The sequence below is a fragment of the Frankia sp. R43 genome, from assembly GCF_001306465.1.
Lineage (GTDB): Bacteria > Actinomycetota > Actinomycetes > Frankiales > Frankiaceae > Parafrankia > Parafrankia irregularis.
Genome location: NZ_LFCW01000005.1, coordinates 248,097 through 268,281 on the forward strand (window position 1 = coordinate 248,097; position 20,185 = coordinate 268,281).

Consider the following 20,185-nt stretch of genomic DNA (forward strand, 5'->3'; position numbering starts at 1 on the left):
AGCCGTCGGTCAGATGAAACGCCGGACGAAGCCCAGGGCGGTGTCACAGACCTCGCGCCAGCCGGCGTCGATGGTGAGGGAGTGGCCGCGGTTCGGGATCTCGGTGATCTCGGTGACGGCGTCCTTGTTGTGTTCCTGCTTCTTGAAGGCGGCGTTGGTGATCGCCCAGGGCACCGTGTGGTCCTTCTCGCCCGAGATGAGCAGCAGCGGCCCACGCTCGGGGTTCTCCGTGTCGACCTTGACCTCGGACCACGGGTTGAAGTTGGCGACGGCGGCCTGGAAGAGCGGCTTGCCGGGTGCCGGAACGGCGAAGGTGTCGTAGAGCTGCTGGGCCTCGTCCTCGCTGACGGCGTTCGCGAAGGCGTAGCGGAACTGGTCATAGGTGAGCGGCACGGCGCGGTGGACGTTGGCCGGGTTCCCGAGCACCGGGGCCGAGGAGCGCAACGTGGAGATCGGCAGCGGCAGGACACCCTGGAACGGTGCCGGGTCGACCGCGACGGTGGCTGCAGACAGCCCTCGGCCGGCCAGGATCTGCGCGAACAGCCCGCCGAAGGAGTGCCCGATCACGACCGGCTTCTTGTCCAGGCGGCCGATGATGTCGGCGAAGTGGTCCGCGACCTGGCCGACGGTCTTGCCGGCGAACACCTCGGGATGGGCGTTCGCCTCGGCGACGGTCTCCGGATCGTCGGGCCAGCCGGCCAGGACGGGCGCGAAGCCGGCTTCGGTGAACACCTCCGCCCACCGCTCCCAGCTGCTGGGCAGCAGCCAAAGCCCGTGGACGAACACGACCGGCGTGCGCCCGGAGGCGTTGGCCTCTTCGATCTGCTGAACGTCGTGCTCGCTGGGCATCGCGGGTGGCTCCTTCTGGTCGGCGGCATCCTCATCCTGGCCGAACCACCCCCGAGAATCCGGTGACCTGGAAACTCATCGATCGCGGTGGTTGAGGCGGGGGCCGGCGGAACGGAGGCCGGACCGCGCCGATCAGGACACGTCGAGTCGACGCGGTTCGGACGCGACGAACGTCGCCACCCCGCCGATGATCTCCACCCGGTGGGTGGCGAACACGGCCTCCAACGCCCGGTCCAGGGCTCCCACCTGGTCTTCGGTGTTGTGAAAGATCCCCTTCTGGTTGTAGAAGCCGAGCAGTTTCCGCGCCGGCGCGGACAGCTTGGCGGCGTCGGCGAGGATCGTCGATCCGAACAACACCGCACCCGGCCCCATGGTCGGCCGGATCGCCGCCAGCAGCTTTTCCGCCTTGACGTCGAGCGAGCCGGGCATGCAGTGCAGAAGGTAGTTCACGCCGACCGAGTCGAACGGGGCGCCCGGCAGGGTGCCCACCGGCTCGAGCGCATTGCGGACGGCGGTCAGCGGCGCGAGCCTGCCGATCCTGGCCGAAGCCGTCCGCAGGGAGTTCTCGTTGAGATCCACCAGGGTCACGGCGGGGTTCGGTGTGGGCCACCGTGCCTTGTCGAGGTAATAGCCGGTGCCGACACCGATATCCAGGTGCCGGGCGCTGACGTGGTCGTCGTACAGGCGGCGCAGCCGCTTCGTCGGGCAACGCCAGACAAAGCTGTTGGAAATTCCGAGCACCCCGATGTCGTAGGCGGCCAGAACCCACCGGTTGTAGGCCGCCTGACCGGCAACGACGTCATCGGAGAGGTCTCCGGAACCAGCCGCACCACCTGAAGTAGCAGATGCCATACGGCCAGTCTCTCCTATTCGGCCGTCACCGGCCGCTTACCAGCCGCTCACCGGCCGCTCGTCGACGCGCGGTGCCAGGTGAGGGTGATCGTGCCGTCCTCACCGTCACGCCATCGGCGCGCGAGGTCCCGCAGGCGGGTGTGGATCGTGTCGACGCGATCGGATGTGGCGCTCTGCGGCAGCTGGAAGCCGAGGCGTCGGGCGGTACCGGGCAGGTCGGGGGTGGCGAAGGAGCCCGGGTCGACCCGGGCAAGAATGATCTCGCCGGACTGTTCCAGGTGCGGCTGCGGGCCGAGGATGGCGACGGCTTCCTCGGCCCGCCGCAGGCCGGCGAAGCCGGTGTCGGGCCGCTGGGCGAGGGGCACCCCGTCGCGGGTCAGCACGGCCTGGTCACCGACCATGACCACGTAGGCCCCCTGGTCGATCAGGCCCCAGAAGCCGTCGGTCAGGTCGAGGCCCTCCTCCACGACGAGGTGGACGAGGTCGTGGGGCAGGGCGTCGCCATAGCTGGGGAACTCCCAGCCGGTCGTGGTCGTGTCGCCGCGGGTGACGTGCACCTGGTCCGCGCGTCCGCGGCGGCGCGTGAACGAGACGGTCAGCGCGCCGGTCACGGCTGGGCCACCGGGCGAGACGGCTGCCGTCCGTCAGAGCGTGGGCGAGGGCCGGCCGGATCCGCCGCGGCGGGATCCCGCGCGGGTCCGGTCGCCTGGTCGAGGACGTCGTGCAGGCGGGCCGCGAACGCGGTCGGTCGCAGCACGAAGCCGGAATGCCCGCCGGGGAACTCGGCCAGCGGCCGGCCCAGTTCCTCGGCCAGGGCGCGGGCGCACTGGCGGGGGAAGCCGGTGGAGGTGGCACCGGCCGCGGGCACGATCCGGCCAGCCGCGGCCCGCAGACCGGGCCAGGCCAGCCGGTGAAGCCGCACGGCGGGAGCGTCGTGGGACAGGAAGAACGCGAGGTTGGCGATCCGCTCCGGTCTGGGCCGCGGCACCGCGACGTCCGGCTCCCGGTCGGTGACGTCGACCCCGCCGAGCGCGGGGAGCCGCCGCATGGCCGCGGCGAGCCCCTCCTCGCGGTACAGCCGTTCGATCTCCTGCTGGGCATGGACGGCCTGCTGACGTTCCGGCTCGGGGAGCAGTTCGGTCGCCGGCGGCTCGTGTGCGACGAGCCGCCGCACCTGGTGGGGGTGACGGCAGATCAGATCCAGCCCGATCAGGGCGCCGAGGCTGACTCCGAGCACCAGCGCCGGGCCGCCGGCGACCGCCGCGAGCACCCGGGCGGCGTCGTCACCATGCGTCGCCACGTCGACAGTGGCGTCCGCGTCCTGGAGCGGGCTGCGTACCTGGCCGCGCCGGTCATAGCTGATCACCGCGTACCGGCCGGTCAGCCCGGCGGCGAGCGCGTCGGTGGCGTCGGCGTCGCCGTCACCGCCCGGCAGCACCAGCAGCGCGGGGCCGTCGCCGCGGATCTTGTAGTGCAGCGTGGCTCCTGGTACGTCCAGCAGCCCTGTCTGGGTTCCGTCTCGCACGATCCACCCCAACCTACACCAGATAAGATACTCAGGTTTCTTATTGGGCAGCGTAGTCGGCCGCATTAGGGAACTCAAGTATCTTGTTGGCATGCCGCTCGACAGGGACACCCCACTGGCGGAGAACCGTGACCGGCAGACGGCGCCCCGGACACGGCGGCGGGGAGACACCCTCGAGCAGGCGATCCTGGACGCGGCCTGGGAGGAGCTCGCCGCGGTCGGCTCCGCCGAGCTCACCGTCGCCGCGGTCGCGGCCCGTGCGGGAACCAGCAAGGCCGTGCTGTACCGCCGCTGGCCCACCCGAACCGACCTGCTCGCCGCCGCCATCAGCCGGCGCGTCGTCGACCTGGCCGGCCCACCGCCCGACACCGGGAGCCTGCGCGGCGACGTCATCGCCGTCCTGACCGCGATGAACCAGCGCGCCCACGCCGCCCAGGCCGTCCCCGACATCGGCGGCGACCTGGCCGTCCACCTGCGTCGCCAGGCTCACGTGGACGGCGCCGACCAGACGGGAATCGTCCTCGACCGTGCCGCCGGCCGCGGAGAGATCGACCTCGACGCGCTCCCTGCGCGCCTTGCGCGCCTTCCCGTCGACCTGCTGCACGCCGAGCTGTCGCTGCGGCACTCGCCCGCCCCCGACGACCTGATCGTCGAGATCGTCGACGATCTCTTCCTTCCGCTCGCCTTCCTGCGAGCCTCACCATCCGCGTCACACGCACCGCACGCACCGCACGCACCGCGCAGCGACCTGCGCTGAAGCCACGAACCGCGCCGCTCCAGGCGAGCAGGCACTCCGGTCAACCGAGCTGGCTGATCCCGTGCCGGCACCGCCCGGGGTCTGCTCGGCTAGAGCCAGCCGGAGTCCTCGGCGACGCGCAGGGCCTCCATCCGGTTACGGGTTCCGGTCTTGGCGATCACCGCCGACAGGTAGTTGCGGACAGTGCCCTCGGACAGGAAGAGACGCTGGGCGATGTCGGCGACGGTCGCGCCGTCGCGTGCGGCGACGAGCACGTCACGTTCGCGGCCGGTGAGCGGGCTGGCTCCGCCGGCCAGCGTGGCCGCGGCCAGGGTCGGGTCCACCACCCGTTCGCCGCGGGCAACCCGACGGATCGCCTCCGCGAGGGCCTCGGCGGGGGCGTCCTTGACGACGAACCCGAGGGCACCTGCTTCCATCGCGCGGCGCAGGTAGCCGGTGCGACCGAAGGTCGTCACCACCAGCACCTGGGTGTCGGGGGCGGTGGCCCGCACGGCCCGGGCGGCGGCGAGGCCGTCGATGCCCGGCATCTCGACGTCCATCAGGACCACGTCCGGATGCAGCCGGGTCACGGCGGAGACCACCTCGTCGCCGCGCCCGACCTGGCCGACGACCTCGAGATCGTCCTCCAGTGAGATCAGGGCGGCCAGCGCACCGCGGACGAGGTGCTGGTCATCCGCCAGCAGAACCTTGATCACTTCACCGGGCCCCTTCTTCGGCCCGCGCCGTACCCGCCCGGCCCGGAAGGTCAGTGCCCGAGTCGGCAGTGCCCGAGCCGGCAGTGCCCGAGCCAGCAGCGTTCGAGACGGCGGAGCCCACGACGCCGGCGCCCGAGCCGGCAGCCACCGGGGCAGCGGTGTTCGGCAATGGGCCCGCCGGGAAAGCAGTCGTCGGGACCGCCTCGGCGAGCGGTTCCACCGCGGACGGGATGACCGCGCGCAGCACGAAGCCCCTTCTCACGGGCCGCATGCCAGCCGCCGCGAGGCCCGGCGTGGCCGCGGCGGACTCGGCGGGGCCGGCCTCCAGCTGGCCACCGACGGCGGCGACGCGCTCCCGAAGCCCGCCCAGGCCCGAGCCCGGACGCGACGAGGCCGGCGCCGACGGCGGCCCGGACCCGTCGTCGGAGATCTCGATGCTGTGCCCGTCCACACGCACGCGGACATGCTGGGCGCCGCTGTGGCGCACCGCGTTCGTCACTCCCTCCCGAAGCACCCAGCCGAACAGCTCGCGCAGCTCGCCGGGGACGGCTTCGGTGGTGGCGGGCAGCTCCGCCGAGATGCCGGCCGCGGCCAGCACCTGCCGGGCGGAGGCCAGCTCGGTGACCAGGTTCACCTCCCGGTAGCCAGCCACGGTGGCCCGCACGTCGGCGAGGCCCTGGCGGCCCAGTGCCGCGACCTCGGCCATCTCGGCGGCGGCCCGCTGCGGGTCGCGGCGGGCAAGCTTCGAGGCGAGCTCGGCCTTCACCGTGATCGTCGTGAGCGCGTGGCCGAGCAGGTCATGCAGGTCGCGGGCGATCCGCAGCCGCTCCTGCTCCTTGGCCAACCGCTCGATCTCCAGGCGGGCCCGGGTGAGCTCGGCCTGGTTGCGCGCCCCCGCCCGCACCCCGTACATCGCGATCGCGGACAGCAGCGCCGGGCCGGACAGTGACCACTGCGGACCGTCGGCCTGCCACCACCCGACCTGCTCCGGCAGCCAGGTCTCGATCACCACACACGCGGCCACCAGCGGCAGCGAGACGATCGGACGCAGCAGCAGGACGAACGTCATCGCCAGGTAGATCGTCATCACCAGGCCACCGCCGCCCGCGATCGGCAGGTAGCAGACGACGCAGGCCGTCATTCCGATCATCACCGTCAGGCGGTGGCGTTCCCGGTCGCCGAACAGCACCTGCGGCAGCAGACCGATGTAGAGGTAGATGAACACGGCCAGGATCACGAAGCCGTACGCCATGGTGGCGGGGCCTTCGTTCAGGCGGGCCATGTCGACGACCGCGTACGCGAGGTAGATCAGGAACACACCCGCGCTGCGCCGCCAGCGCGCCGCGTTCATCCCGGCCTCGTCGGCCCGCCGCTCCCCCGTCAGCGTGGGGCGCAGAAGCCAGGCCACCAACGCCCCGGGCAGGTCGCGATCACCGCGTACCCCGGTCACCGCCACCGCGGGTTCACCGTCGCCGGCTGGCCAGCGGGCACTCGCCATCGCCGGACTCGCCTCTCTCCGCCGCGCCCGCGTCAGGTACGCAGCTGGTCGCGGGCGTAGGCGCGGCCGGCGACGGCGGCGAGCACGACCGACCAGATCGCGAGCGTGCCTAGCCCCTGCCAGCCAACCCAGCCGCCTTCCAGGACCGCACGGCCGGCCTGCGCCGACCAGTACATCGGAAGCTCCTTCACGATATCGGCGAGCCAGCCCGGGAACTGCTCGATCGGCACCCAGATGCCGCCGGCGAGCGCCAGCAGGCTGAACACCCCACCCGCGACGGCCTGCAGGTTCTCCGGGCGCACGAGATAACCCAGCCAGACGGCGAACCCGCCCAGCGGGAGGAGGCTCAGCAGGATGGACGCACCGGCACCGAAGTAGGTTCCCGCGGACAGTTCCACTCCGCGGGTCGCCCGGCCGTAGGCGAAGACGGCGACGATCGGCAGCACGGCCGTGGTGAAACCGGTCGCCACCTTCCCGAACACGTACTGGGAGCCGGTGAGGGCGGTGAGCCGCAGCTGGCGGTTCCAGCCGATCGACCGTTCGACGGCGATGCGCCCGGCCGAGCCGAGTACCGCGTTCATCGCGCCGAACGTGGCCATACTGATCATGATGTACGGGGCGATCTCCAGCCCGCCGAGCGTGTCGCCGTCGTCGCTCGCGCTGAACGCGGCGAACAGGAGAATCGGCATGACCAGGCTGAACACGACCAGCCGGGTGTTGCGCATAGCCCGGATGATCTCGGAGCGGATGTACCGGAGGTAGGTGCCCCGACCGCCGGCGGCAAGACAGCTCTCGATCATTTATCTATCTCCTCGCGGCCGAAGTGGAGGCGGGGGCGGGGGCAGAGGCAGGGGTCGCGTCGCTGGTAAGGGCGGTCTCGCCGGTGAGAGCGGTGTCGCTGGTGAGAGCGGTGTCGCTGGTGAGAGCGATGAAGGCATCCTCCAACCCGGCACCGACAATCTCGATGTCGCAGGCGTCCGGGCAGGTGGCGAGCAGCGCGCGCAGCGCCCGGTCGCTGTCCGGGCAGGCGAGGCTGACCACGTCACCGCGCCGCTCCGCCCGGGCGACCCCGGGCAGCCCGCGCAGCTCGTCGAGCGCGGAGGCGTCCAGCCCGCGCACCGTGGCCCGGATCGTCCGGCCACCGACGAGTGCCTTCACCTCGGACGTCGGCCCGTCCGCGATCACCCGGCCGCGGCGCAGCAGCACGATGCGGTCCGCGAAGTCGTCGGCCTCCTCCAGGTAGTGGGTGGCGAACAGAACTGTGCGCCCACCAGCCGCCCACGCCCGCATGGCCACCCAGAACGCGCGCCGGCTCTCGACGTCCATCGCCGCGGTGGGCTCGTCGAGCACGATCAGGTCCGGGTCCGGCAGCAGGGCGAGGGCGAACCGGACCCGTTGCCGCTCGCCGCCGGAAAGCCGGTCGGTGCGGGATCCGGCGAGGTCGGTGACACCGGCCCGGTCGAGAACCTCGTCGACCGACAGCGCGCGCGGGTAGAGCGACGCGACGTCGCGCAGCATCCGCCCGACGGAGACCCCTGGCAGCAGCCCGCCGTTCTGCAGCATCGCGCCGACCCGCCCGGCGGCGCAGGCCTGGCGTGGGCCGAGCCCGAACAGTGTGACCGCGCCCTCGTCCGGCCGGGTGAGGCCCAACAGCATGTCGATCGTCGTCGACTTGCCGGCGCCGTTCGGACCGAGCAGCGCGACGATCTCCCCGGCGTCAACGGCCAGGTCGATGCCGTCGACAGCCCGGACCGCCCCGTACATCTTGCGCAGCCCGGACAGGCGGACACTCACAGGAGGGTCGCTCGTCATGGTGTCGAGGGTCCTCTCCGGGCCGGCCTCACCCCAGTCATCGTCGTCACTGTTCAGCCATGACATGTGTCATGAACCATGACCGAGGCGAGTGACAGGAAGCGCCTCAGCCCCGGGGCGACGGGGCTTCTCCGGGGAAGGGTTCGGGGAGGGCTTCGGGCGACGTCCCGGTGGGCTGGCGCAGCGGAATCCGGCCGGTGAAAACGGTCGCGAGCAGCGCGAAGAAGACGAGGACCGCCAGCGAGGCCCGCAACGCCGTCACGCGCGCGTCGGCGTTCTCCTCGACGATGATGTCGACGGTCGGCGCGGGCACACCGGCCGCGGTGAGCTTTGCCCGCAGATCCCGGTCGGAAAGAAACGGAGCGCCCTGGGCCAGCTTCACATTCGCCTGCGCGGCGAGGTCCGGCGGAACCGCCGGGTTTTCCCGCACTCCGGCGAGAAAGGACGTCGTCAGGCTGGCGATGAGCACCGTTCCGGCCACGGCGGTCCCGATCGATGCACCCAGGTTCGTCACCGTGTTCTGCACACCGCCGACCTCCGCGCTGTGCTCGTCCGCGACGGAGGAAACGGTGACGCTGCCCAGCTGGGAGGCGAGCGCGCCGATGCCCAGGCCGGCGAGCAGCAGCGGCCAGACCACGATCTGCGGCCCGGCGCCGAGGTCGAGCGCGGCGACCAGGATCACGATCCCGACGAGGAGTGCAAGAAAGCCGCCGCGGACAGTACGGCGTGGGGAGGCATGCGGAAAGGCCTTCGGGATGCCGACCGCGGCGACGAGCAACGTCACGGACAACGGCAGCAGCCAGACACCGGTCCCGACCGCCGACAGACCCAGCGACACCGACAGGAACAACGGCACAACAAAGAAAAGCCCGGCCTGCAGGAGGTACTGGAAGAAGAAGGATGTCAGGCCGCCGCGCAGGACGGGGCTGCGCAGCATCGCGGGGTCGAACAGGGATGCCCGCCCACGCGCGATCCGTGCGTTCTCCCACCACAGGAACAGGCGCAACACCACCAGGCCGGCAAGCAGCAGCCAGAACGTCGGTGAGATTCCGAGCCAGGCGGGAGCACCGGCCTTGGGACGGAACAGTCCCCAGGATCCCGCCCGCAGAATGCCGTACACCGCCAGGCACAGGCCGAGAGCGGACAGCACGGTACCCACCGGGTCGAGGCCGTTCATCTCACCAGCCCGGCCAGCCTCACCGACCCGTCCAGACCCGTCAGCTGCGTCAGCCCGGCCAGCCGCGTCACGCTGCTCGGAGAGGGCTGGTGCTGGCCGTGCCGTGCTCGGCGGCGGGGCCGGCTCCGGTGTGTCGGTCAGCTGGCGGGCGAAGAACAGGATGCCCAGCACGACCAGCACCTCGCCGGCGAACACCCAACGCCAGGAGAGATAGGTGGTGAAAAGGCCACCCACAAGCGGCCCGGTCGCCACCGCGATCGCGCCCGCCGAGGCGACCAGGCCGTAGGCGCGCGGCCGGTCGGCCGCCGCGAAGTTCGACGCGACCAGTGCGACGATCGCGGGCATGATCAGCGCTGCGCCGATCCCTTCGAAGAAGGACCAGCCCAGGATGAGCACGGGCAGGTTCCCCGCGAGCGAGGTCGTCAGCGACCCGCAGCCGTAGATGGCGCACCCCACGGCGAAGACCCGCCGGCGGCCGAAGATCCGGCCGATCCGACCACCTGTGATCATGAATGCCGCCATGACCAGCGTGTAGAAGGTGATGGCGGTCTGGATGCCGCTCACCGTGGTGCCGACATCCGCGGAGACCGTCGCGATCGACACGTTCATGACCGAGCTGTCCAGAGTCATCAGGAACTGCCCGGCGCACAGCGTGAGCAGCACCATCCCACCGCCGGAACCGCCACCGGGTCCAGGGTCAGGGCCTGGGTCAGGGCCATCTCCGGTCTGGGCCATAGCCGTCCTCCCCACCGAGGCATCCGGGCAGGTGCCGCCGCGGTCACCGCCATATCCGCCGCATTTCTCCGCGTCCCGCCGGTTCGGGCCTCGTCGACGGATTCGGCGACGAGCGCGGAGCCGGCGGTCGGCCGCCTCATTGTCGGTGCACCCGCCAGCCAGCACACCTGCTCAGAAACCTGCGCCGCCGCCCGGTGCCCCTCTGACAACAAGACAGCCAGCCCGGCCGGCGAAAAATCGGAGCATCCACGGACACCCGGAGGAAAGGCGGAGGCGAGGAGATGAGGATCCTTCCCCTGTCACCACGGTATCGCGGCACCAATTCACAGCAAAAGGAACGAAGGTCGCACAAAGCCATCTTGACGATCCACAAAAAGTAAGGATTTCGGTCGTTCCAGCAGCCAAAATCCTCACCTCCTGCCCGTCGGCAACGCCGACCCGAAGCCCACGATTCCGCGAGAGGCCTCAGGACAACAAAATCCTCTCAACCGTGATCGACGCCACCTTTGCGACAAGGACGGACTTGACCCCGAGGGCCGCGTGAGCGATTCCGGTCGACGACGAGTCACAGCCGGAAGCTCGGCGGCAGGCTCGCCGACGATGCTCCCGCCCTGAAGGAGATCACTCCAGCGAGGACGGCGAGGCCTGGCGGGTGGCGAGGGTGGCGCCAGCGATGAACAGATCCATCCACCCCACCCCTAATGCGAGAACAGCACAATGATCCGATTCGTTTCAGCGCCACACGATCACCGCAATGCCAACAGGCACACCAGGACGCATCAGAACGCACCCGACATCACCCGATCTGCGATGATGGACTGCTGCACCGCCGCGGGCTCCAGAGTCACGGCGTTCCGTGCCTGGGGGGGCGAGATGGTGACCGACAACCGTGATCTGATCATGGCCGCATTACCCGGCTACCAGATCGGCAACGAGATCGGCCACGGCGCTTTCGGTGTGGTTTTCGCCGGCCAGAACCGGCTCCATCGCGAGGTGGCCGTCAAAGTCGTGCACGGTGCCGATGGCGACGGTGACGCCAAGGCGGAAGCCCTCACCCTGGCCAGGGTCGAGCATCCGCACGTGGTGCAGGTGTACGACTACATTCAGCAGAACGGCTCCGCGTTCATCGTCATGGAGCTGCTCGGTGGCGGCACCCTGCGCGGGCGGGCCACCCGCGGGCTGTCCACGGAACAGGTGTGCGCGGCGGGTCTCGCCACGGCCGCGGCCCTCGGATACGCCCACGAGCAGGGCGTGCTGCACCGGGATGTGAAGCCGGCGAACGTCCTGTTCACGAACAGAGGGCAGCTCAAGGTCGCCGACTTCGGAATCGCCCGCGAGTACGCCGGCACCGCGCTGCAGACGGCGACCGCCGTCGGAACCCCGCGGTACATGGCACCGGAACAGTTCCTGGCCGGGCGGCTGACGCCGTCCACCGACCTCTACGCGCTCGCCGTCATTCTCTACGAGCTGCTCGCCGGCCGGCCGCCGTTCCGGGCGGCGCCGACCGACGCGCGGTCCTTCGAAGGGCTGCGGCGCAGCCATCTGGACGAGATACCGCAGCCGCTGCACACCGCACCGGCGCCACTCGGCGCCGTCGTGCTCCGCGCACTGGGCAAGCGCCCCGTCGACAGGTACCAGACGGCCCGCGAGTTCTCCGCCGCGCTGGCCCGCGCGGCCTACGATTCGCTCGGGCCGGGCTGGCTGGAACGCGCGGGCATGATGCTGGCTCTGGATGACGACATCCGCGCCCTCGCCGCAGGTGACGCGGTCACAGTCAAGATCCCGCCGCCGGCGCGGACTGCTGCACCGGCTGCCGTGCTGTTGCCGTTGCCAGCGCCAGCGCCGCTGTCTGCGACTGCGCCATTGCCCGCGCCAGGGCCAGCGCCTGCGCCTGCGCCGCTGCCCGCACCAGCGCCGCTGTCCGCGACTGAGCCGTTGCCCGCGCCAGGGCCAGCACCCGCGCAGTTGCCGGCGCCGGTGACTGTGGTCGTGCCCGGGCCGGTGCCTGCCACTGCCCGGGCGTTCCCGCGGCCGGCCGCTGCGCCCCGCCCCGCGGGTGCGCTGCAGCAGGTGGTCGGGGACGAGCCGCGGGTGGTGGTCCACACCGGGTCCGATGTCGGCTACCGCAGGTTCGGCGTCCGCGCGGCGGTCGCCGTGACGGTGCTGCTCGGTTCGGTCGGCCTGCTGGTGGCCGCGGTGGTGGCGCTGGCCAGGTGACTCCGGCCGCGGCCGGAGTACCGGCATACCGGCCCAGGCCCGGCTCAGGCCCGGGCCAGGCCCGGTGAGGACGCTGGGCGGCAGGAGAAGGCCTGCCGCCCCGAACGGGGGAATGATGACGGAATCTCTGGTGGACGCGAGCGAGGCCACCTGGTTCGCGGAACGCTGCGCGGCACTCGTCCGCAACGTGGAGACGTTGATCCGGGGCAAGACCGAGATCGTTCGGCTCGTCACCGTGTGCATGGCGGCCGAGGGCCACGTGCTGATCGACGACGTCCCCGGGACGGGCAAGACGTCGCTGGCGAAGGCGGTGGCGAACTCGGTCGCCGGCACGATGCGGCGGATCCAGTTCACGCCCGACCTGCTGCCCACCGACGTCACCGGCGTGCAGGTGTGGAACCCGGAGAAGAGGATCTTCGAGTTCCAGGCGGGCCCGATCTTTGGCAACATCATTCTGGCCGACGAGGTGAACCGCGCCTCGCCGAAGACGCAGTCGGCCCTGCTGGAGGTCATGGAGGAACAGCAGGTCACCGTGGACGGCCAGCCGCTCGCGGTACCGCGCCCGTTCGTCGTCGTCGCCACCCAGAACCCGGTCGAGCACGGCGGGACGTACGACCTGCCCGAGGCGCAGATCGACCGGTTCATGATGCGCCTCACGCTCGGCTACCCCGACCACGCGGCCGAGGTGGAGGTGCTGGCGAACCGCCGCGGCGGTCAGTCCGCCGCCGCGGTGACACCCGTCCTGACCACGGCCGACGTCGAACGCATGATCGGGATCGCTCGGCGGGTGCACCTGTCCGCGCAGCTGCTGGGGTACATCGTCACGCTCGCCGACGCCACCCGGCGCCGGCCCGAGGTGCGCCTCGGGGTGAGCACCCGTGGTGCGCTGGCGCTCGCCGCCGCCGCGCAGGCGCACGCGGCCGCCGACGGCCGCACCTACGCGACGCCGGACGACGTCAAGGCGCTGGCACCGTCCGTCCTCGCGCACCGGGTGCTGCTGCGTCCCGAGGCGGAGATGTCGGGCCTGCGCGCCGTCGACCTGCTCGGTGAGACGCTCGCGTCGGTCCCGGTCCCGAACCAGCGGCTGGCGATGCGGTGATCACGCGATCCGGTGCCACGATGATCGTGGCCGCGGCGGTGCTCCTCGTAGCGGGGATCCTGCTCGACTACCCGGAGCTGATCGTTCTCGGGCTGGGCGCGGCGACGGTCGTGGCCGCGGCCGCCGGCTGGATGCTCGCCAGGCCCGAGGTGACGATCGAGCGCGAGATCCGTCCGGACCGGGTCGCGGAGGGCGGGATGGCCCGCGGCGTCCTGGTCGTGACCAACACGGCTCGACGTCGCTCCCCACCGATGGTCGTCGGCGAGTCGGTGGGCGGGCAGCCGGTCGGGATCACGGTGGCGAGCCTGCCGCCGGGTGGCTGCCAGCAGGCCGAATACCAGCTGCCGACGGCCCAGCGCGGCGTCTTCGAGGTCGGGCCGCTGACCCTCGGGCACGCCGACCCGTTGCGGCTGATGCATCTGCGGCGGGGGTTCCCGTCCCGCTCGGTGCTGCGGGTGTACCCGAAGCTGCTGCCGGTGGTGCCGCTGCCAACCGGCGGCTCACCTGACCTGGACGGACCGACCACCGCAGCCGCCGCACCGGGCGGCGTGGCCTTCCACGGTCTGCGTGACTACGTCCGCGGCGACGACCTGCGGCTCATCCACTGGCGTTCCACCGCGCGGGCCGGCAAGTTCATGGTCCGCCACAACGTCGTGCCCCGCGAGCCGCGGATGCTGGTCGTGCTCGACACCAGCGCCGCCCCCTACCTGGACGCTCCGAACGGCGGCCGCGCGAACGACGGCCGCCGCGGTGACGGCGACGGTCACAGCGCCGGCGATGGCCGCGGCCAGGGACAGGTGCACGGCCGCTTCGAGGACGCGGTGCGCATCGCCGCCTCGCTCGCCGCCGCGGCGGTGACGCACGGTTTTCCCGTCGAGGTGCATACGACCGGTGGCCAGCGCGCGGTCGCCCAGCGGGGCGAAGGGGCGCCGATGGCGGTCCTCGACCTGCTCGCCGGGGTCGAGGCCGGTGCGGACGACCCGGGCCTGACCGCACTGGCCGGGATGGTTCCCCGCGACGGCGGTGTCGTGCTCGGGATCGTGACCGGTCAGCCGGCCGCGGCCGCCGCGGCCACGGTGTCGGCGGTCCGCCCACGGTTCGCGATGGTGACCCTCGTCCAGGTCGGTGCGACACCGGGGCGGCCCGGCCCGGCAGTCCGCGGAGCGCTGGTGCTCAACGTGCGCACCAGCGAGGATTTCGTGGCCGCCTGGAACACGCGGGTGGCCCGTTGAGCCGCGAGACGCAGGTACCGGGCGCCGGTGCGCTGCCCGGGGGCGCCGCGGGGCGGCAACGAGATCTCGCCCTTGCGGACATCTCCGACGCGGCCACGCTGCTGGCGCCGCCGACCGCGGGACGACCACCGGGTCCACCGCCTGCGGTACCCATGCCGCTACCGATGCCCGCCGTCCCGTCTACGTCCGCGTCTGTGCCGGCGGTCGCGGCCACCGCTGCGCCGACCACGGCGGTGGGCGCGAAGGCCCGGCCCCTGGGCCGTCGGTTCACGCAGGCCGCCGTGGTCGTCCTGCTGATGGTGCAGGTGGCGGCGACCTACCGTGGTTTCTTCGCGGGCACCGCGTTCCTGGCGCCGCTCGGCGGCGCGGTGCTGCTGGCGGGCGTGCTGGCCGCGGCGACATCCAACCGCCTGAAGATCGACGCGATCGTGGCGGTCGCCGCCGGCGGCTGGCTGTTGTTCGCGCTGCTCGCCCTGTTCGGCGCCCGCGGCGGCGCCGCGCCGTCGGCGTTCGCCGGCGCACTGCGTGAGGGCTGGGCGGACCTGCTCACCGTCGGGCTGCCCGCCGACCCGACCGGCGAGCTGCTGCTCGCCCCGAGCCTGCTGCTGTGGGCGGCCACGTTCGCCGCCGTCGCGCTGGCCCTGCGCACTGGGGCGGTGCTGCTCCCGCTGCTGCCCGCGGTGCTCGCGGAGGTTCTCACCCTGATCGTCACCGCGGCCGGCGAACGGTCCCAGCTGCCGCTCACCGGATGCCTCACCTGCACCGCACTCGTGCTCGTGTTGCTGCGGGCGTCGCAGTCCGGCGATGCGGACGGACCGGAGGGTTCCGGCCCGTCGGCGTCGGCGTCGGTGCTGGTGCTCGGGCTGCCGCTGGTCGCCGCCGCCGCCACGGTCGCGACCGTCGGCGCGGCCGTCCTCCCCCTCGCCGACGGCGATGGGCGCTTCGACCCGAGGGAGCATCGGACCCCACCGGTCGAGGCGACGCCGCTGCTCGACCCGCTCGCCCAGGTGCAGGTCGAGCTGCGGACGAACCCGCCGCGCTCGCTGTTCACCGCGCGGCTTTCCACCAGCACCGGACGTCTGCCCGTGGACCGGCTGCGCATCGCCGCGCTCGGCGACTTCGACGGGGCGACCTGGCGCGACGCCGGGCTCTTCCTGCGCGCCGGCAGCACCCTGCCCCAGGACGGCCCGGCCGTGACGGTCCCCACCGCCCAGGTGGGCCTGGACGTGTCGATCGAGGCCTGGGACCGCACCCTGCTGCCGCAGGTCGGTGTGCCGGTCACGCTGCACGGGCGGGAGATCTCCGTCCAGGCCGAGTCGGGTGCCGTCGCGGCGACGTCCGTCCCGCGTGACGGCGACGGCTACCAGCTGCGGGCCGAGGTCGCCACCCCCGGCGCGGAGGACCTCCGCCTCGCCCGCGCGGCGATCGGGCCCGCGACGGACGGCGCGGTGGCGCTGCCGCCAGGCCTGGCCCCCGAGCTGACGCAGCTCGCCGACGAGGTGATGGGGACGGCGGCGACGTCCTACGACAAGCTGCTCGCGCTGGAGCGCTACCTGCGTGACCCGCAGCGTTTCCCGTACGACGGGGACGCCCGGCCGGGCCACTCGTACGGCGCCGTGACCCGTCTGCTCGACGCGGGCAGGACAGCAGCCAGCGGCACAACAGCCGCTTCGGGCACGGGTTCAGGGCCGGGGTCGGACGCGGACGCGGACCGCCGTGGCTACGCCGAGCAGCACGCCGCCGCCTTCGCCATCCTCGCCCGCACCCAGGGGTTCCCGACCCGGATCGCGGTCGGCTACCTGCTGGACGAACAGTCCGGCGACGGCCAGGGGGCGTTCCACGTGACGACCCGACAGGCCCACGCCTGGCCGGAGGTTGCGCTCGCCGGGCTCGGCTGGGTCCCGTTCGAGCCCACCGACGTCAGCCGGCTCGGGCTCGCGCTGCCCCCGGTCGACCGCGCGACCAGCGCCGACACCGGCCAGCAGGAGCAGAGCGTGGATGTGGTGACCCCCGTCGTCGTCCCCCAGCTCGACCCGGCCGGCACGGGCGCCGGCGGCGGCACGGGCACCGGCCGGAGCTGGACGTGGCTCGGCTACGCCGCCGCGGTGGCCGCCGTGCCGGTGCTGCTGGTCGCGCTGGTCCCGGTGGAGAAGCGTCGCCGCCGGCGACGACGGCGGCGCACCGGCACCCCGACCACGCGGATCGAGGCCGCCTGGCGGGAGGTCGGCGACCGGCTCGCCGAACACGGCCTGACCGGCACCGCCGCGCTCACCCCGCGGCAGGTCTGCGGCCACGCCGGGGCTCTGCCCGGCTGCGCCCCGGCGGCGCACCATCTCGAGGCGCTGGCGCCGCTGGTCACGATGGCGCTGTTCGCCGCGGCCGAGCCGGGCGAGGACGACGCCCGCCAGGCCTGGCACCTGACCGACCTGACCATCAACGATCTCGGACGTCGGCCCGGGCACGGCTGGCGCGGGCAGGGCTGGCGCGGGAACGGTGCACGGGCGCGGGCCGCGCTCGACCCGCGCCCGCTGCTGCCCCGCTCCCGCTCTGACTCCCGCTCCCGCTCGGGCCGGCCGAGGGACGTACACGAGGTGACGCGATGAGGAACCTGCGCCGGCCCCCGAACAAGCGCGGGCCCCGGAAGGTGCCGCGGCCCCGGAACGTGCTGCGGGTGGTGGTCGCGCTGGCACTGCTCGCCGGCGGGGCGGTGCTCGTCGGCCAGGCCGGCGGGGTGCCGGGCAGGCTGCTGGCCGTCGAGGACGGCGCGGCCTGGCTGGTGTCCTCCGCCACCGGCCAGGCCGCGCTCGTCGACGGTGCGTCGTCCCAGGTGGTGACCAAGGTCGCCGTCGGCAGTGGGGATCTGACGTCCGCGCAGTCGGGGCCGGACGCCTACGTCGTCAACCGCACGGCGGGCAGCGTGCTGCGCGTCGACGGCGCGACGTTCGAAGCCTCCGAACCGGTCCGGTTCGGTTCGGGCCAGCGACAGCTGCGGGTGTTTCCGACCAGTGCCGCGACCTACGTCGTCGACGAGGAGTCAGGCCTGGTCACGACCGCCGACCCGGGCACCCTGCAGGCACGTTCGCTGCAGTCGGTCGCGGCGCGCGCCGGGTCGGGCAGCGCGGTCACCGACGGCTTCGGCCGGCTGTGGCTGGTCGACCGCGACAACGGTGACCTGGTGCGGCTCGACGAGCACGGCGGGAAGGGCCGGACCCGCGCCGGTGTCACCGCCAGCAGCCAGCTCGTCCTCGCCGGCGACCGGCCGGCCGTGGTCGACCCGGCGGCCCGCACCGTCCGCGCGGTCGGCGACACCGGCGGCGGAGGCGGCGCCAGCGGCGACGATGCCAGCGGAGGCGGAGGCGGAGGCAGCGGAGGCGGAGGCGGAGGCGGAGGCAGCGGAGGCGGAGGCGGAGGCAGCGGAGGCAGTGGCGGAAGCGACGGAGGCGGTGCCGAAATCGGGCCCGATGCCAGCACCTGCCTGGAGACGACGGCCGCCGACCGGTCGGTGGTGATCCTCGGCAGCACAAGCCGTCCGGTGGTGTACGCGGCCAGCGGCCAGCACGGCACACTGGTGATCAGCAATCTTGCGACGGGGCGTTGCGACACCGTTGTGGATCTCGCGGCGGCAGGCCACGACCTGGGCCAGCCGCGGGAGGCCGCCGGCCGGGTGTTCCTCCCCGACTTCACCGACGGGCATGTCATCGTCGTCGACGTCGACCAGCGCCGGGTCGTCGCCCGGCCCGAGGTGCTGCCCGCCGGCACCCGGTTCGAGCTGGTCACGCAGGGCCCGTTCATCTTCTTCAACGACCCGTCCAGCTTCCGGGCCGGCGCGATCCGCCTCGACGGCAGCGTGCGGGTCATCGAGAAGTACAACCCGGACCGGCCCGGTGACGGCCTCGCCGGCGGCTCCGCGACCAGCGGCGCAGGCGATGGCGACAGCAGCACGGACGGCGGCGCGCAACCCGCGACGGCACCGCTGCCCGACACCGCCCCCTCCCCGCGCATCAGCGACGTGAAGAACACCTCGGACGGCGCCGAAACCAGCGACCCCGAGGTGACGATCCAGGTGTCGGCGGTCCGGGTCCGGATCGGCCAGCCGGTCACACTGCGCCTCGCCGCCCGGGACGGAACCCGGATCGCGGGCGCGACCTGGTCCTTCGGCGACGGCACGACCGGCAGCGGCAGCCAGGCGAGCCACGCCTGGTCCCAGCTGGGGAACTACCTGGTCGTCGCGCACGCCGTCCTCGCGGACGGCCGCCAGGCCACCCCCGCCGTGCGCCTCACCGTCGACCGCCGCGGCACACCATCGGTCGAGAACGCCGGCTCCCCACCACCCGGAACGGCACCGATCGACGCGCCGCCGACGAACCTGCTCGTCGCACGGCTGACGGTGACACCGGCGAGCGGCGAGGCACCGCTGCACATCACCGCGGACGCCTCCGGCTCCACCGCCGGCACGGGCCCGATCGCCGGCTACGCCTTCGACTTCGGCGACGGCACCGCGGCCGGCGGCTCGGGGGCGGCGGCGAGCGCCACCCACACCTACGAGTCCGCCCAGCCCGGAGCAACCTTCGTCGTGTCGGTCACCGTGACCGACCAGGCCGGGAACACCAGCCGCGCCAGCCAGCAGGTCACGATCATCGGCTCGGGGGCGCCGCCTCCCCCCACCATGACCGTGACCGCCGCCGGCGACCACTGGCGCGTCGAGGCGGCCCCCGGCACGGGCGGCGCACCGACCGCCCGCTTCGGTCTCACCGCCGACCGGGCGGACGTCGGAGTCACCCCGATCACGGACAGAACGTTCGACGTGATCCCGTCGACCTGCGACGGCTTCAACCTGACCCTCTCCGCCTACGCCGCCGACGGCACCGAGACCCCCGCCAACCCACAGGTCCTCGACCCACGCGAACTCGACCCACAGTCAGTCGGCCTGTGCGCCATGCATAAGCCGGAGCCCGTGGTGCAGCCCGGCGACGGCTTCGGCTTCAGCGTCACCATCGGCAACGCCGTGACGGACGGGTCAGTCACCTACGCGTGGTCCTACACGGACGGCGGTGGCGGTGCCGGCTTCAGCGTGCAGCCGCAGGCCGACCAGATCTCCTTCCGCACCACCGACTGCCGCCAGTTCACCATCACGGTGACAGCCACCGGCCCAAGCGGAAGCCTGGTCTCGGACCCAGTCATCGGCATGGGCTGCGCTACACCAGCCTCGGTCGGCATCATCCGGTCGATCGTCGGTACCCAGATCACCTGGACCTTGACCGCGCCGTCCAACACCTACGTGGAGCAGTACTCCGTCTCGCAGACGTATCCGGGCGTTGCCGGCCAGGACGCGCAGAGCAGCGTCACGACGGCGCTCTCGACCACCGTCGTCGTCGACGGCGTTCCCGGCGGAACCTACGGGATCTCCATCGACGCGACGAACGCGGCCGGCGCCTCGTCCGCCCACGACGAGGTCACCCTGGACGGCTACGGCCCGCCCCCGCCAACGACGTCGCCACCCCCCAGCCAGACCACGGACCCGCCGGAGACTGGACCGACGACTCCAACGACCGAACCGACCACGCCGACAACCGAACCGACGACACCGACAACCGAACCGACCACGCCGCAGACAACGGACCCGCCGACGACGGATCCGGAGCCGATCCCGGATCCGCCGGAGAGCACGGAGCCGCCGCCCGCGCCGACGCCGGAGCCGACCCCGCCGGCGGGCGGGTAACACCGTGCTGACGCCGGG

Annotated in this window: 15 protein-coding genes; 6 read left to right on the plus strand and 9 right to left on the minus strand. The window is 72.6% G+C overall.

What is annotated here, in order from left to right; all coding sequences use genetic code 11:
* Positions 1–9: 9 nt before the first annotated feature.
* The 4 genes from ACG83_RS22090 to ACG83_RS22105 form a co-directional block, all read right to left on the minus strand.
* Complete coding sequence (locus ACG83_RS22090; RefSeq protein ID WP_054568148.1) at positions 10–849, minus strand: alpha/beta hydrolase; 840 nt, start codon at positions 847–849, stop codon at positions 10–12.
* A gap of 132 nt (positions 850–981) precedes the next feature.
* Positions 982–1,701: a class I SAM-dependent methyltransferase gene (locus ACG83_RS22095; RefSeq protein WP_054568149.1), complete on the minus strand. Its 720-nt coding sequence runs from the start codon at positions 1,699–1,701 to the stop codon at positions 982–984.
* Positions 1,702–1,748: 47 nt separating this feature from the next.
* On the minus strand, positions 1,749–2,312 hold the full coding sequence (locus ACG83_RS22100) for a hypothetical protein (protein WP_054568150.1): 564 nt from the start codon (positions 2,310–2,312) through the stop codon (positions 1,749–1,751).
* Positions 2,309–3,226 (minus strand): alpha/beta fold hydrolase, encoded by a 918-nt coding sequence (locus tag ACG83_RS22105; protein ID WP_076832503.1) that lies wholly within the window; start codon positions 3,224–3,226, stop codon positions 2,309–2,311. The genes ACG83_RS22100 and ACG83_RS22105 overlap by 4 nt, the downstream gene beginning before the upstream one ends.
* Before the next feature lie 91 nt (positions 3,227–3,317).
* On the opposite strand from ACG83_RS22105, the gene ACG83_RS22110 reads away from it, so the two are divergent.
* Complete coding sequence (locus tag ACG83_RS22110; RefSeq protein WP_054568152.1) at positions 3,318–3,983, plus strand: TetR/AcrR family transcriptional regulator; 666 nt, start codon at positions 3,318–3,320, stop codon at positions 3,981–3,983.
* 89 nt (positions 3,984–4,072) lie between these two features.
* Here the strand turns inward: ACG83_RS22110 and ACG83_RS22115 are convergent, their stop codons facing one another.
* From ACG83_RS22115 to ACG83_RS22135, 5 genes are read right to left on the minus strand one after another with little or no spacing between them, the layout of a single operon-like run.
* Entirely contained in the window at positions 4,073–4,678 is a 606-nt protein-coding gene (locus ACG83_RS22115; RefSeq protein ID WP_054568153.1) for a response regulator, read from the minus strand.
* Between the two features lies 1 nt (position 4,679).
* Positions 4,680–6,176: a sensor histidine kinase gene (locus ACG83_RS22120; RefSeq protein ID WP_054568154.1), complete on the minus strand. Its 1,497-nt coding sequence runs from the start codon at positions 6,174–6,176 to the stop codon at positions 4,680–4,682.
* A 32-nt stretch (positions 6,177–6,208) separates the two neighbouring features.
* Entirely contained in the window at positions 6,209–6,976 is a 768-nt protein-coding gene (locus tag ACG83_RS22125; RefSeq protein ID WP_054568155.1) for an ABC transporter permease, read from the minus strand.
* A gap of 4 nt (positions 6,977–6,980) precedes the next feature.
* Positions 6,981–8,054, minus strand: coding sequence for an ABC transporter ATP-binding protein (locus ACG83_RS22130; protein ID WP_054568156.1), 1,074 nt, complete (start codon positions 8,052–8,054; stop codon positions 6,981–6,983).
* A 40-nt stretch (positions 8,055–8,094) separates the two neighbouring features.
* Complete coding sequence (locus ACG83_RS22135; RefSeq protein WP_235498090.1) at positions 8,095–9,831, minus strand: MFS transporter; 1,737 nt, start codon at positions 9,829–9,831, stop codon at positions 8,095–8,097.
* Positions 9,832–10,773: 942 nt separating this feature from the next.
* Between ACG83_RS22135 and ACG83_RS22140 the strand changes: the two genes are divergently transcribed.
* The 5 genes from ACG83_RS22140 to ACG83_RS45470 all read left to right on the plus strand — a co-directional run bounded on the left by ACG83_RS22140 (position 10,774) and on the right by ACG83_RS45470 (position 20,167).
* A complete protein-coding gene (locus tag ACG83_RS22140; protein ID WP_161934786.1) occupies positions 10,774–12,117 on the plus strand; it encodes a serine/threonine-protein kinase in 1,344 nt (447 codons plus the stop codon).
* Positions 12,118–12,229: 112 nt separating this feature from the next.
* Complete coding sequence (locus tag ACG83_RS22145) at positions 12,230–13,216, plus strand: MoxR family ATPase (RefSeq protein WP_054568159.1); 987 nt, start codon at positions 12,230–12,232, stop codon at positions 13,214–13,216.
* The gene (locus ACG83_RS22150; RefSeq protein ID WP_054568160.1) at positions 13,213–14,448 is read left to right on the plus strand and encodes a DUF58 domain-containing protein; all 1,236 of its coding nucleotides are present in this window, start codon (positions 13,213–13,215) and stop codon (positions 14,446–14,448) included. Before ACG83_RS22145 ends, ACG83_RS22150 begins: the two co-directional genes overlap by 4 nt.
* Positions 14,445–17,051, plus strand: a complete 2,607-nt coding sequence (locus ACG83_RS22155; protein ID WP_152991491.1) for a transglutaminase-like domain-containing protein — start codon at positions 14,445–14,447, stop codon at positions 17,049–17,051. The genes ACG83_RS22150 and ACG83_RS22155 overlap by 4 nt, the downstream gene beginning before the upstream one ends.
* Positions 17,048–20,167 carry a PKD domain-containing protein gene (locus ACG83_RS45470; protein ID WP_054568162.1) on the plus strand — a complete coding sequence of 1,040 codons (3,120 nt, stop codon included), beginning with the start codon at positions 17,048–17,050 and terminating at the stop codon, positions 20,165–20,167. The genes ACG83_RS22155 and ACG83_RS45470 overlap by 4 nt, the downstream gene beginning before the upstream one ends.
* The last annotated feature ends 18 nt before the right edge of the window (positions 20,168–20,185 follow it).

Bases quoted from the DNA above. Each gene is read 5' to 3' on its own strand.
- ACG83_RS22090 (WP_054568148.1), bottom strand. From the start codon at position 849: ATGCCCAGCGAGCACGACGTTCAGCAGATCGAAGAGGCCAACGCCTCC.
- ACG83_RS22095 (WP_054568149.1), bottom strand. From the start codon at position 1,701: ATGGCATCTGCTACTTCAGGTGGTGCGGCTGGTTCCGGAGACCTCTCC.
- ACG83_RS22110 (WP_054568152.1), top strand. From the start codon at position 3,318: ATGCCGCTCGACAGGGACACCCCACTGGCGGAGAACCGTGACCGGCAG.
- ACG83_RS22120 (WP_054568154.1), bottom strand. From the start codon at position 6,176: ATGGCGAGTGCCCGCTGGCCAGCCGGCGACGGTGAACCCGCGGTGGCG.
- ACG83_RS22125 (WP_054568155.1), bottom strand. From the start codon at position 6,976: ATGATCGAGAGCTGTCTTGCCGCCGGCGGTCGGGGCACCTACCTCCGG.
- ACG83_RS22130 (WP_054568156.1), bottom strand. From the start codon at position 8,054: ATGTCATGGCTGAACAGTGACGACGATGACTGGGGTGAGGCCGGCCCG.
- ACG83_RS22135 (WP_235498090.1), bottom strand. From the start codon at position 9,831: ATGGTGCTGCTCACGCTGTGCGCCGGGCAGTTCCTGATGACTCTGGAC.
- ACG83_RS22140 (WP_161934786.1), top strand. From the start codon at position 10,774: ATGGTGACCGACAACCGTGATCTGATCATGGCCGCATTACCCGGCTAC.
- ACG83_RS22145 (WP_054568159.1), top strand. From the start codon at position 12,230: ATGATGACGGAATCTCTGGTGGACGCGAGCGAGGCCACCTGGTTCGCG.
- ACG83_RS45470 (WP_054568162.1), top strand. From the start codon at position 17,048: ATGAGGAACCTGCGCCGGCCCCCGAACAAGCGCGGGCCCCGGAAGGTG.